This is a genomic window from Pedobacter cryoconitis, from assembly GCF_001590605.1.
Classification (GTDB): Bacteria; Bacteroidota; Bacteroidia; order Sphingobacteriales; family Sphingobacteriaceae; genus Pedobacter; species Pedobacter cryoconitis_A.
This window is the reverse complement of the sequence record NZ_CP014504.1, coordinates 5761513-5774787: the sequence shown is the minus strand read 5'-3', so window position 1 is coordinate 5774787 and position 13275 is coordinate 5761513. Positions and strand designations below refer to the sequence as shown.

The window sequence follows — 13275 nt, the reverse complement described above, 5'->3', positions numbered from 1 at the left end:
GGTAAACATACTATGGAAACCCAGTCAGATGCTTCTGACCAGTTTCCCCTCACCTCGGTATTGTCATTTCATCAGCGGTATATCAAACGATATAATAGATACGCTGAATACAGATAAAAAATTAATCTACTCAAAGAATTGATGAATTGATTACCTAAAACCGGTCAGGCTACAATGATGCTGAAGGTTGCTCGATATTTATTTCCCAGGTTTGTTCGGGAGCATTGAATTCAGTGCTTCTTAACTGCCTTCTTCTGGTAACGATATCATTTACGTTTACAAAACCATCAAAAGGGACGTAGCTGTATTCATCCTGATTTTGTAGTAACTCCTCAGAGTTTTGAGTGGGTTGAGGTTGCATGGGTTAATAATAATTTTGCTATAGAATTTAAATATAAATATAGAATAATTATTAACCAATCACCTAAAGATGAATTAAATAAGTAAAAAATAATTAAAATAAAAAGATATGGCCCCGGGAACCATACCGAGGCCGCTATCTACTTAAATCTGACTTTTGAAAAAATTTGAAGATTGTTCTTTCAGGTGAACTGCTCTTATGCTTATAAACACCTTTACAAGTGTATCCTTTCTTTTCTCTGATGGTGATCTTTTAATAGTTTAACTGCCGTTTTAAGTTTAGAAATATCTTTCATCACTATAGTGGCTTGTTTGAGATCTTTTCTCATCAGGTCTTCTTTTTTCAGAAATGCTGACTTATTTCTGATTTCATTTTCGAGTACGGTAATTGCTACTTCCATAATTTGTAAGTAAATACTATCAATAATATTAATGGTGAATTAGACATCACCTGTGTATTTAACGCAGTCCTGCTTTAAATCGCATACTATGCGGTTTTGCTTTTACAGAAACCGGCAGCCAGGTAGCCTGTTTAATACCAGTTATTTTATATTTCAACATTTAGATCTATTTAAATCTATTAATATGTTAACACATATATATATAATTAGTTTTATCTAATTAAACAGTGTAAGTAATATTTATTTACTTTTGTGCCGGAGAAGCTATAAAATGAAGAAAACCTATTCTGAGGAAAACTATCTGAAAACGATTTATCACATCAGTAAAAGTGAAAACAAGGTCAGTCTTAAGGCCATAGCTGATGCGCTGGAAAACAATCCTGCTTCAGTAATTGATATGCTGAGAAAATTAAAAGAGAAAGAATTAATTACTTATGATAAAACTCAGGGGGCAATTCTAACTGTTGCCGGAGAAACTGTTGCGCTTGATATTATCCGTAAACATAGATTATGGGAAGTCTTTTTAGTAGAAAAACTAAATTACGACTGGCACGAGGTTCATCACATCGCAGAACAGCTAGAGCATATTCATGACGAACAACTGGCAAAAAAACTGGATGACTTTTTAGGAAATCCAGCATTTGACCCGCATGGAGATCCTATTCCTGCTTCCAATGGCAAAATGCCAATCTATGCAAACAAACGTCTGAGCGAATTGGAAATTAACCAGGCAGGTAAAGTGGGCAGCGTAAGAGATACCTCTACCCCATTTTTAAAATACCTGAAACAGCTCAACTTAGGCCTGGGCTCGAAAATAGAAGTGGTGGATAAATTAGATTTCGATCAGTCTATGGTAATTGTTATTGATGGCAGTGCCCCAAAAACAGTATCCAGCAAGATGACTGACAATATCCTGCTGATTATTGATTAACAAAAATGATAAATTGATCAGAAGATTTATAAAATGAATCTCCTGATCAATTTAATATTACTTTTCTCTTATTACTTTTTTTCTCTTATCGCTTTAAATTCAGAACCATCCTTCCATTTCGGATAGGTTGTTTCATTGCTTAAGCGATAGCCCATATCAAATAATAAACGCGCATCTTCTACCATTCCACTTCTGTCTGTAATCGCATCAAAGCTATCACCAGGTGCATGGTAACGTGATTTCGTATATTCAGCCACCTGTTTTAGTCCCCATGCTCTTCCATGCTGCAGGTTATCCACTCCCGAGCCTGTAAATAAGGACGGAATTCCCACTTTCGCAAAGTTAAAATGGTCAGAACGGTAATACAGGCCAGACGAAGGAACAGGATCTTTTACAATCACTCTGCCTTGTTTCTTCGCGGACACTTCTGCATAGTCTTCTAAATCTGATTGACCATAACCATAAACAACGATGTCCTTTGTTTTCCCGGCAATCCCCATCATATCCATATTGATATCAGCAACCGTCTGGCTAACCGGATAAACCGGATGTTTAGCATAATACGCTGAGCCTATTAAACCTTGTTCTTCTCCGGTAAAAGAGACAAATACAATAGAACGTTCAGGTTTGTGCGCTGACTTTTGAAAAGCTGACGCAATTTCCAGTAAAGCCGCCACACCTGTGGCATTATCAACCGCTCCGTTATAAATAGAATCACCATTCACTTTCTCGCCAATACCTAAATGATCCCAGTGTGCAGAATAAATGATATTTTCTTTTGGTCTTTTGGTACCGGGAATGATAGCCACTACATTATTTGATATCGATTTTTTAATCGTATTCTTAATCGTCAATGAAGTACTCAATTTCAAGTCTACCGCTGTGAAACCTGGTTTACCTGCTGCTTTAAAGATAGCTTCGGACTGACCACCAAGCTTCAGTAAAGATTTGGCAATGTCCATGCTGATCCATCCTTCTACGATAGCCCTCGACCTATTGTTATCTTTTTCTTCTGCCTGCAACTTGGATTTTGACCAGCCACTACGCACTACAGACCACGGATAAGCCGCTGGTTCAGTATCATGGATAATCAATATACCAGCCGCTCCCTGACGGGCAGCTTCTTCAAATTTATAAGTCCAGCGACCATAATAAGTCATATTTTTTCCTCTGAATTGCGTTGAATCTGCAAATCCAGGATCATTGATCAGCACGACTACAGTTTTCCCTTTCACATCCAGGCCTGCGTAATCGTTCCACTTATATTCAGGGGCAACAATTCCATAACCTGCAAATACAAGATTTGAATTCGTCAGTTTCACTTCTGGCTGTACCCTTTTGGTTGCGGCAACAAAACCAGTCAGGTAACCTGCTGTTACCTCGCCACCTGCTCCCTTGAATACCATTTTACTTTCAGGAGCAGATTTAAGCTCTACCATCGGTACTTCCTGAAAATAACTATCCCCGTTTCCAGGTTTAAGTCCAAGCAAACTGAATTGTTCTTTCAGGTAATTGATAGCTTTCGTTTCTCCGGCAGTGAACGGTTTACGCCCTTGAAATTCATCCGAAGCTAAAACACGAATATGGCTGGCAAAACTGGAATCATTAATCATTTTAATGGCTACAGAATCTGGAGAGGCTGCTGTCTGGCTATTTTCACCTGATTTACAGGCAGCAAAGCAGGAACCGGCAACGGCTAAATAAAGGATAGTTTTCTTCATGCTGACAAATTTTGCTCAATTTATTACAAATAATCAAAATAGCAGCAAGCCATCCTGCATTATTCAGACCAGGGTGAGCATAAAATACAGTCACAAAAGTTCTTCCGCTGGAAGTTCGGAACCATATAAGCACATACATCTGCTTTAATATTCCCAAAAGTAGTGTCTGTTTTATGTTCAAAACCAGAGAAGAAAACCGGAATGATTTTCTTTTTGAAGTCTGTTCTTGGAAAGACCGAAATGATCTCTTCTCTATGTGCTGTACTTAATTGTTCATATCCCTCACCCATCACATCTAAACCAACACCAGAATACATTAAAGCAACTTCAGGTTCTTTGTATTCAGCAATGCCAATAGTGGTATGAAAAGCAATGGTATCCCAAACCAATTGTAAAGAATCTTTCGGTAAACCATGACCTTTAAGGAAATCGCGTGCTGCATTCGCACCGTCTACCTCAAAACGCTTATCTGCACTTGAATATTTTTTAGTCAAGCCCAGATCATGAAAAACGGAGCTCACATATAATAGCTCAGGGTTATAAACAAATTTTTCCCTGTTTCCTTTTAAAGCGGAAAAAAGAAAGACTCTTAAGGAATGGTTGTAGATAAATTCAGTACCATATTCACGAAGTAATTCGGTAGCCTGAGTTGCAATTTTACTGTCGGGAATTACAATTCCGGCAACAGATTTTGGTGGAGTAACTGTCATAAATGCTATTTTTTATACCTCCAAAATTAAGGGCTTCCGCAGCGGTATAAAATGTCAGAATGCGTAAATCACATGCCAAAACCGGTCACTTGTTTCCGGTACCTTTCCGGTGGGAAAGAAGTGTTTTTCTTAAAAAAGTGACTAAACTGGTAAGGGTTGGAGAAATTCAGCATTGCAGCTATTTCCTTAATTGAGCTGGAACTGAATTGCAAAAATCGCTTTGCTTCTACCACCAATTGCAACTGAATAATTTCTTTTGCTCCTTTATCAGCATGTTTCCTGCACAAAGCAGTCAGTTTTCTGTTGGAAATATTGAGTTTATCAGCAAAGAAAGCCACATCATGTGATACTTTATAATCAGTGGCTAGGAACGCTATAAATTGCTGGTAAATTTTATGGTCGTTCTGATCGGTAATCTTCGCCAGCAACGCATGCAGGTTAGCGATCTTAATCATCAGAATTTTAAGAAATGCAGCAAGAACATCTCCTTTATTGGTATAATCTGCTGATTCAAATTCCACCAGAATAGCATTAAATAAACTGGAAAGATCTGCAGCTTCTTCTTTTTGCAGTTGCAGAAATTGATGTGCTGAGGCCTCATTGAATAAAGTGGCCTTACAATTATTTGCGCTAACCGGTGTTCTCTCCCAGAAACAATCTCCAAAACAAAGGCTATATGCTGCTAACCCCTGGTTAGCCTGAAAAGAATAAACTTGATTTTTAGCAATCAAAATCAGGCTGTTGGCAGAAATGGGATAATCTTCTCCGTCAATCTTTATTTTGCCTTTTCCCTTTTTAAAAAAAAGAAACTGATTGAAACTAATCTTATAATCCTGATTCAGCTCAAAAGATTCTGCAATTAAATAAGCAGTCGAAAAGGAATCCGCTAAAGAAATATCAATATCTTTTGTAATTACAGTTGAATTTGTCATCTCTATCGCCCTCAAATAACTTTATTTATTTAACTGATAAAATGCAATCGCATTTCCTCCAAAAAAAAGCTGCTGTTCTAGGGTAGAAAAAGAATTAAAATACGATTTCATTAGTTCCAGCACCATTTTATAATTTCCTGCAGCTAAACATACCGGCCAATCCGACCCATACATGATCCTGTCTTTACCAAAAGCATTTACTACTACATCAAGGTAAGGAATAAAGTCTTCCTTTGTCCATGCTTTCAGGTCTGCTTCTGTGACCAGACCAGAAATTTTACAGGAAACATTCTCCTGCAAAGCAACCAATTCTATATCCTTTTTCCAATTCCTGATATCTTTTTCTTTGATGCCTGGTTTTGCGATATGATCAATTACAAAACGCTGATCCGGAAAACGGGCTACAAATGCAGGAATAAATGGCAACTGATCCTGATGAATCAGAATATCATAAGTAAATCCATAGGGTGCCAATAAAGCAATTCCATCCTGAAAAGATTTTTCCAGACAAAGATCGCGTTGTGTTTCCCCCTGCAGAATATGTCTGAAGCCTTTCAGTTTCTTAAACTGACTATAATATTCAAGTTTTGTTTGCAGATCTGCTGCCTGAAAATCTACCCACCCAACGACCCCTTTGATAAAATCATGCGAGGCAGCTAACTGCAGCAAAAATTCCGTTTCTTCAACTGACTGATCTGCCTGAACAGCGATACATCCGTCTATGTCATTTTCCTGAAGTACACCAACAAGATGCTCAGGTAAAAAGTCACGGCGGATCACAGCCATTTCATCACTGATCCAGCCCTGTCTCAGAGTATCATATTTCCAGAAATGCTGGTGTGCATCAATCTTCATTCCCGCTAATTTTAAGGTGTAGTGGTTCGGTTTTAGGGTACAGTGATCAAATTCTAATAACAGTGATCAAATTTCAATATAGTATTCAGATTTTAATTACAGTATTCAGACTTTAATGTGCGGTGCTCAACTTGATTTTCTTTACCTTAAGGTTAGTCAGTGCAAAATAGAAAACAACAGCAAAACACGCAGCTGGTACAATATAAGCAGTTTGGATATTGGTCATATCTGATACTTTACCCATAATCACAGGAAATACTGCCCCACCGACAATAGCCATAATAACCAGAGAAGAACCTTCTTTCATTCTGGAACCAAGCCCGCGGATACTCAGTGAAAAGATAGTAGGGAACATAATAGACATAAAAAACTCCACACCCAATAAACAATATACCGCCGTCATACCCGTAGTGGTTACCGCAGCAAAGATCAATACAATGTTAATGACACTATAAATTGCCAGCAGTTTAGAAGGAGAAATATACTGCATTAAGAAAGTCCCTATAAACCGGCCGGCCATAAATCCAAGTAATGCTCCCGAAAGATACATTGCTGCAGATTTCTCCAAAATGCCGGCTACTTGTGAGGAGAACCGGATAAAAAAGCTTGCTACACAGACCTGTGCTCCTACATAGAAAAACTGGGCAGTTACCCCAAGCATCAGATTTTTTTCCTTTAATAAAGATCCTTCACTGGCAGAATCTCCCTCACGGTCTTCAATTTCGGGCAAGGGGGTCCTGATCAGAAAAATAGCGACCAGTAAGACCACGGCCCCAATAATTAAAAAAGGTATTTTAACAGAAGAGGCTTCATGGTTTAAATAAATATTCAGCTGTTCCGGACTCATTGCAGCTTCTTTCTTTGCATCCAGCGTTTGCCCCGAGAGAATAAACATTCCTCCTAGAAAAGGCGCCAGCGTAGAAGCAAGTCCATTGAAAGATTGTGCGAAGTTTAAGCGCTGGGTTGCTCCTTTTTCATCTCCCAGTACTGTAATATATGGATTGGCAGCGGTTTCCAGGAAAGCGAGCCCACTGGCTATAATGAATAGTGCAATTAAAAAGAAGATATAAGACCTGGTTATTGCTGCGGGATAAAAAAGAAAAGCCCCGGTAGCAAATAGCAATAATCCCAATACAATCCCACCTTTATAGCCAAACCTTTTCATGAATTTGCCGGCGGGAATAGCCAGCAGGAAATAAGCGATATAAGAAGCAGAGTCTATAAATGCAGATTGTGTGTCAGAAAGCTGGCACGCTTTCTTTAAATGAGGAATAAGGATAGGATTTAAATTGAGTGCAAAGCCCCACAAAAAAAACAGGGAGATGATCAGCACTACAGCAAATTGATTCTTTCTCATTCTTATCGTTTTATACGTTTTTGGTTTATATTGGTTAGGTTAAAGAAAGGATGTTTTCACCAAAAAAAGCAATACCTGTTTATCCAGTTATTAAGCTATTTTAACATCTGCATGGATCCTGTTTCTAAATATAAACAGAAAAACCCCGGTATTTAAAATACCAGGGCCAGGAAAAAGCACTAATGAAAGTTTTTATTGATTTTTGGAATCTGGATTGTTCACCAGGTAAGGAAATAAAGATTCCAGTAATTGCACGTAAATATCCATGCCTTCTTTAATTTCTTCCAGGTAGATAAACTCATCTGCTGTATGAGAACGGGCAGATTCCCCAGGCCCCATTTTCACGGAAGGCATATCCAGCCAGCCCTGATCAGAACTTGTTGGAGAAATATAAGCAGCTCTTCCAATAGAAAGCCCGGTTTTAACAATTGGGTGCAACTGATTGATACAAGAAGGTTTCAATACTCCCGGACGAACTGTAAACTCACAAAAGGTATGGTTCTGGATAATATGTAAAAGCTCTTTTTCAGTATAAGCATCTGTTAACCGGACATCTACGGTGAACTTACATTCTGCAGGCACTATATTATGTTGTATACCAGCGTTCACCTCGGTCACAGTCATCTTTACAGGCCCCATTATTCTGGATTCAATAGGAAATACATAAGAGGAAAACCACTGGATATCTTTTAGCGCCCTGTAAATGGCATTATCACCCTCCTCTCGTGCCGCATGTCCGGAACGTCCAAAAGCTGTACAATCCAAAACCATTGAACCTTTCTCTGCAATGGCCATCTGCATATTGGTTGGTTCTCCAACAATCGCAAAAGAAACAGGCAACAGATCATCCAATATAGATTTAAGCCCCTTTTCTCCTGAATTCTCTTCTTCGGCCGTTGCCGCTAAACAAATATTGAAAGGCAAATCTCTTCTTTTAAAGAAATGAAGAAAGGTTGCGATCAGTGAGACCAATGCCCCTCCTGCATCATTACTTCCCAAACCATATAGTTTGCCATCACAAACTAAGGGTTCAAAAGGGTTTTTCGTATAAGCAGCTGTAGGGCGAACTGTATCATGATGCGAATTCAGCAAAATGGTAGGCTTGGTATGGTCGAAATGAAGATTATAACACCATATATTATTGTGCTTTCTTAAAGTAAATACATAGTTGTCCCGGAGGAATGATTCAATTAAATTTGCAGTCATTTCCTCCTGCCCGCTAAAGGAAGGAGCTGAAATTAATTTTTTTAATAATTCAATGGATTCTACCTGGTATAGAAAGAATCCTGATCAGTTTGATATTCAAAATCTGGTTTCATAAATACAAAGTTTAATTAACTTCTGAAAAAATACATAGGAAAATGCCTTGACACTTCGGCAGGAGTAGTATCTGCCTGTTCTTTTCCGGGATCGAACAACATAGCCGTACACAAACAGTTACATTTTTTCTTACCCTGTAAAATGTCATAGTTGACACAGCTTTTACAGCCTTCCCAAAAGAATTCATCATGGGTAATCTCAGCGAAAGTAACGGGTTCAAACCCCAGGGCAGAATTCATTTTCATAATTGCTGCCCCCGAGGTAATACTGATGATTTTTGCCTCCGGATACATTCTTCGGGATAGCTTAAAAACTCTTTCTTTAATTGCTTTGGCTACTCCCGAATTCCTGAATGCAGGAGAGACAATCAAACCAGAGTTAGAAACGAACTTATTGTTTTCATAGGATTGAAAATAAGCGAAACCTACCCACTGTCCGCTGCTGGTCACCGCAATCACGGCTTTTCCATCACGCATTTTTTGTGCTATAGATTCAGGAGTACGTTTCGCAATTCCTGATCCTCTTACAATTGCTGAGGCTTCGGTCTCTTTAACTATTTCACCGGCATATCTGATATCATTTAATGTGGCAACACGCACGAATATCATTTGATTCTCCATTTTAGTCTAAATTTGTTATAAACCTAAACCCAAATGATATGCCCGGGCGGACAATTGCTGATAAATACTTTTTAAAGCAATTTAAAGCAGGATTATATTTTTCGGGCTGAAGAAAGCAGTCCCCTTACCCTTCCGAAATGGAAAGGTCCATTTTCATTTTAATAAGGTAAAATCCTGTGGCAGGCTATAATTTCCTTAACAATAAACCAAAAGGGACCTTCGGTTCTATCCAGGTAGATTTTGGAGGAAGAACAATCCCTTGCTGGGCAATATCCATTAACTGATCTGCATTCATCACTGCCAGTGTAAAAGCAATAGCTGCAGGATTCTCTGCTAAAATCTGCTGGATCTCACTCAATGCATCAGCACCACCTACCGCAATTAACTGTTCATCGGTTTCCGGATTTTCAATATTAAATAAGGGCTCAAATACCCTTTGCTGCAAAAGACAAGCATCTGGCATGACATTCTTATCAACCAGTTTATAAACCATCCGGTACCATTTATCTTCCATAAACAACCCAAATTCACGTGGCATTGAAGGAATTACAGGTTCATTACGCGGTGATTTAGTGACCGAAAAGAGCTTTTTTAAAGCTCTGAAAACCTGATCGATATAAACATCGTCAGCAGGAATAATAACCCGGTGAGATCCTTTTATACTCAATTGATCACTGGAAAGATAAAAAGAAGAGATATAATTAAAATTCTTTGCTTCCTGTGAAGTTTTAGATTCAATATTCCTGCATTTAGCGGCTGCGACCAGGCGATGATGACCATCTGCAAGATATACATGCTGTAACGCTGAAAAACATAAACTCAGCTCGCGGATTGCCTTTAGATCATATACCCGCCATATTCTGTGAAAAATCTTATTGGAATAATAAACAGAGCTGGCTTCGGCCTGCTTAATTTGATTTAACAGTAAACTGATGGTCCGGTTTGGCCGGTATGTCAACAGTAAAGGATCTCCTTCCAGCCCTACTTCATTCCGGTAGTTCATTAAACTATAGGAATTACAATTCACCGTAGATTCATGGGTCTTGATATGTCCGCGGTCAAAATCATCCAGATCAGTTACCGCCCAAACTCCCGTTTGGGTATGGGTACCCTTTGTGATTTCATAAATAAAAATACAAGGATGCTCTTCCTGGTAAAAATCACCTTTAAGCATCATTTTTTTCAGATTCGCCAGCAAATGCGCGTTAGTCAGTTCTTTATTTTCAGGATGTCCGTTATCCAGCATCCTGGCAATGAACCCATTGCTTCCTCCATTACAGGGAGAGGCTTTGAGGGTTAACATTTTATCTAAATAAACTTCCTGTGGTCTTAAAGCGACGAAAGGTCTAATTGTTGCCATAGTTCTGTTTCTCGTAATCTTGCATACAAGCTACCAGTGCTTTTACAGAGTCTAGTCTTAATGCATTGTAAAGCGAAGCTCTGAAACCTCCGGCTGTCCGGTAGCCTTTGATCCCTACCATTCCTCTTTCTGCGGCAAATGACAGAAAATCTTCTTCCTTAGCCAGGTCATGCATTTTAAAACAAACGTTGACCCTGGAACGGTGTTCCTGATCAGCCATTCCAAAAAACAGCGGATTTCTTTCTATCTCTGCATATAACAAAGCAGCTTTAGCGATATTCTCTTTTTCAATCTCTGCAACCCCACCATTGGCCTTTAACCATTGAAGATTTAACATCGCCACATAAATAGAATAGACAGGCGGTGTATTGAACATACTTTGGTTGTCCCGGTAAATGCGGTAATCAGACATCGAGGGAACCGGATGTTCTACTGTATCCAGCAATTCATTTTTCACTAAAACCAGGGTCATTCCTGCAGGGCCCATATTTTTCTGTGCACCGGCATAAACCAGATCAAACTGGCTGATCGGAATTACCCGGCTAAAAATATCTGAAGACATGTCACAGATCAGCGGTACACCTAAATCCGGAAAGCTGAACATTTCTGTGCCCTCAATAGTATTGTTGGATGTACAATGAAAATACGCGGTATCTTTGCTCACCGCTCCGATTTCAGGTACTCTTGAATAACTGGTGCCGGCGGAAGAGCCAACGATATCTACCTGACCAAAATACTTTGCTTCTTTAATGGATTTATGTCCGAATAAGCCGGCATCCAGGTAAGCTGCTTTTTGATGTTTCTGTAAGAAATTTTGTGGGATCATTGAAAATTGTGTACTTGCACCACCTTGTAAAAACAGGACTGCATAATCCTCTGGTACCTCCAGAAGTTCTCTTACCAATTGTTCTGTTTTGCGCATTACTTCTTCAAATTTTGGAGAGCGGTGAGAAACTTCCAGGATAGACAGGCCACTGTTATCCCAGTTTTTTACTGCCTCAGCAGCTTGTTCCAATACGCTGGCAGGAAGGATACATGGTCCCGCCCCAAAATTATGTTTAATCTGGATCGTCATCTTTAATTTATATTTGGTTAAGAAACTCATAAAGATGCACCAAAGATTGTTCGATATCGCTAAAGAACTATATTAAAGACAAATAAACTGATTAAGGGTTAATTTTCGGAATAATAAATTGAGAATCAACAAAACAGCCCCTATACAACAGAATAATGTTTTATGTACGATGGATATAGATCAAATAAATGACTTGCAATTTAAGAGCGCAAACCGGGTGCAATTTTATGCGATTGGATTAATACCGGACAGCTGCGTATTTTCCAGGTTTTTTAGCAGGGAATAAACCAATATTCAGAGAGAAAGATACCCCTGCTGATTTTAAACTTGCATCCCCATAGCCAATTCCTGTCAATGGCAACTTTGCAAAAGGCTGCACACCTACACTAACCGATGGCGTGAGCTGATGGTCAAAACTAACTGATACATTCGCAATTCCGAAAAGATGTTGGTTCTCGTTGTCGATTTCCAGATTTGTGACCTTTGCCGCTGCCCCCTGCCCTGTTGTAATTTGATATTTTTCTTTCAGCATAAAATAACTGGAAACTCCGGTATTCAAACTTACTGATAGTTTTTTCTTGTTAAAGATCTTATAGTTCACATTCAATGGAATATCCAGTACATTACAATCTGCATTGACCTGCCAGTCTGAACCCGGTACATAAGTGGTGTTAGCCCAGTTCCCTCCACCACCAGAATTACCAGAATTACCAGAATTATAGAACTTTCGCGCATAAACGGCTCCCGAAGTCATACTGATCTTCGATGTGAAAGCATAAGTAGCAAGCACACCCACATTAGAACTTACTTTGGAAGGCTTACTTGATTTTGCAAAAGACATATCTGGTGCAGCCATTGCACTTAATATCAAATCGTTTTGTGGCTGCAAAGCTTTCTCCATTTTATTTTTCACGCTACGTGCGATTTCTGAAGCTTCAACCCTTTCAAACGGATCTTTACTCTGCGCTAAAGCATTCGCCTTTCTAACCAGTATTGCGCTGTCTGTTTCCACTGCTGGAACAGCAGGTTTTGTTTTAGAATTTGCAGCAATAGTGGTTGCAGGGGCTAATACAGGGGTTATAGGATTTGAGACCATGGATGAAAAATCCAATAGCGGAGACACATTCCCTACCAAAGGTAATGTTGTAGCGATCCCCTTATTTTCAGCAGAGCGTGCTAATGAAACACTGGTCCCTGAAAAAACAGGAGTCATTCGTGCAACAGAGAAATCTATAGGATCAGTGGTATATCTATTTTGGATACCTGCGGATTTCTCCGTAACTGGTACTTCCACACCCGGCGCTTTCAGTGAATCTACGGCCGTTAAAGGAACAAATCCTTTCCCTGGTTTCACCGCACTACTCGTTAACGGATCTTTAACAAGCTGCTGATCTGAACTTACAGGAGCAAGGAAAATCAAGTATAAAGAAATCAGCAATACCGCAGCAATACCGCACGCAGTATATACCCATAATGGAATAACTCTTTTTTTCGTCTTCCCATCAAGCATACGCTCCATCTTTTCCCAGTTCATTTCATTGAAAGGGATCTCAGGATCACTTAATCTATCTTTAAATAGCTGATCTATCTCGTTATCTTCGTTCATCAGTATTTATTATTTTCTTTGCATTCA

At 39.1% G+C, this 13275-nt stretch carries 13 protein-coding genes; 1 reads left to right on the top strand and 12 read right to left on the bottom strand.

Annotated features, from left to right (window positions below; translation table 11 throughout):
- Positions 1-169: 169 nt before the first annotated feature.
- Positions 170-361 (bottom strand): hypothetical protein, encoded by a 192-nt coding sequence (locus AY601_RS24460; protein ID WP_068406486.1) that lies wholly within the window; start codon positions 359-361, stop codon positions 170-172.
- 214 nt (positions 362-575) lie between these two features.
- A complete protein-coding gene (locus AY601_RS24455; RefSeq protein ID WP_068406483.1) occupies positions 576-761 on the bottom strand; it encodes a hypothetical protein in 186 nt (61 codons plus the stop codon).
- A 271-nt stretch (positions 762-1032) separates the two neighbouring features.
- Here AY601_RS24455 and AY601_RS24450 point away from each other — a divergent pair, with 271 nt between their 5' ends.
- Positions 1033-1692, top strand: a complete 660-nt coding sequence (locus tag AY601_RS24450; protein ID WP_068406480.1) for a metal-dependent transcriptional regulator — start codon at positions 1033-1035, stop codon at positions 1690-1692.
- 71 nt (positions 1693-1763) lie between these two features.
- Here AY601_RS24450 and AY601_RS24445 read toward each other — a convergent pair whose 3' ends face one another.
- From AY601_RS24445 to AY601_RS24400, 10 genes are all read right to left on the bottom strand, one after another.
- Positions 1764-3413, bottom strand: a complete 1650-nt coding sequence (locus AY601_RS24445) for a M28 family metallopeptidase (protein WP_068406478.1) — start codon at positions 3411-3413, stop codon at positions 1764-1766.
- A gap of 59 nt (positions 3414-3472) precedes the next feature.
- Positions 3473-4123 (bottom strand): HD domain-containing protein, encoded by a 651-nt coding sequence (locus AY601_RS24440; RefSeq protein ID WP_068406476.1) that lies wholly within the window; start codon positions 4121-4123, stop codon positions 3473-3475.
- Positions 4124-4191: 68 nt separating this feature from the next.
- Positions 4192-5055 carry a helix-turn-helix domain-containing protein gene (locus tag AY601_RS24435; protein WP_068406474.1) on the bottom strand — a complete coding sequence of 288 codons (864 nt, stop codon included), beginning with the start codon at positions 5053-5055 and terminating at the stop codon, positions 4192-4194.
- A 21-nt stretch (positions 5056-5076) separates the two neighbouring features.
- Positions 5077-5910, bottom strand: a complete 834-nt coding sequence (locus AY601_RS24430) for an amidohydrolase family protein (protein WP_068406471.1) — start codon at positions 5908-5910, stop codon at positions 5077-5079.
- 112 nt (positions 5911-6022) lie between these two features.
- Positions 6023-7267: an L-fucose:H+ symporter permease gene (gene fucP, locus AY601_RS24425; RefSeq protein ID WP_068406460.1), complete on the bottom strand. Its 1245-nt coding sequence runs from the start codon at positions 7265-7267 to the stop codon at positions 6023-6025.
- 192 nt (positions 7268-7459) lie between these two features.
- A complete protein-coding gene (locus AY601_RS24420) occupies positions 7460-8473 on the bottom strand; it encodes a M20/M25/M40 family metallo-hydrolase (protein ID WP_084359450.1) in 1014 nt (337 codons plus the stop codon).
- Between the two features lie 128 nt (positions 8474-8601).
- Positions 8602-9207, bottom strand: a complete 606-nt coding sequence (locus AY601_RS24415) for a GNAT family N-acetyltransferase (protein WP_068406444.1) — start codon at positions 9205-9207, stop codon at positions 8602-8604.
- Positions 9208-9391: 184 nt separating this feature from the next.
- A complete protein-coding gene (locus AY601_RS24410; protein WP_068406442.1) occupies positions 9392-10567 on the bottom strand; it encodes a DUF1015 family protein in 1176 nt (391 codons plus the stop codon).
- Positions 10554-11672 (bottom strand): 3-phosphoserine/phosphohydroxythreonine transaminase, encoded by a 1119-nt coding sequence (serC, locus tag AY601_RS24405; RefSeq protein WP_232324665.1) that lies wholly within the window; start codon positions 11670-11672, stop codon positions 10554-10556. Before serC ends, AY601_RS24410 begins: the two co-directional genes overlap by 14 nt.
- Positions 11673-11880: 208 nt before the next feature.
- Complete coding sequence (locus tag AY601_RS24400; protein ID WP_068406439.1) at positions 11881-13248, bottom strand: hypothetical protein; 1368 nt, start codon at positions 13246-13248, stop codon at positions 11881-11883.
- Between the last annotated feature and the right edge of the window lie 27 nt (positions 13249-13275).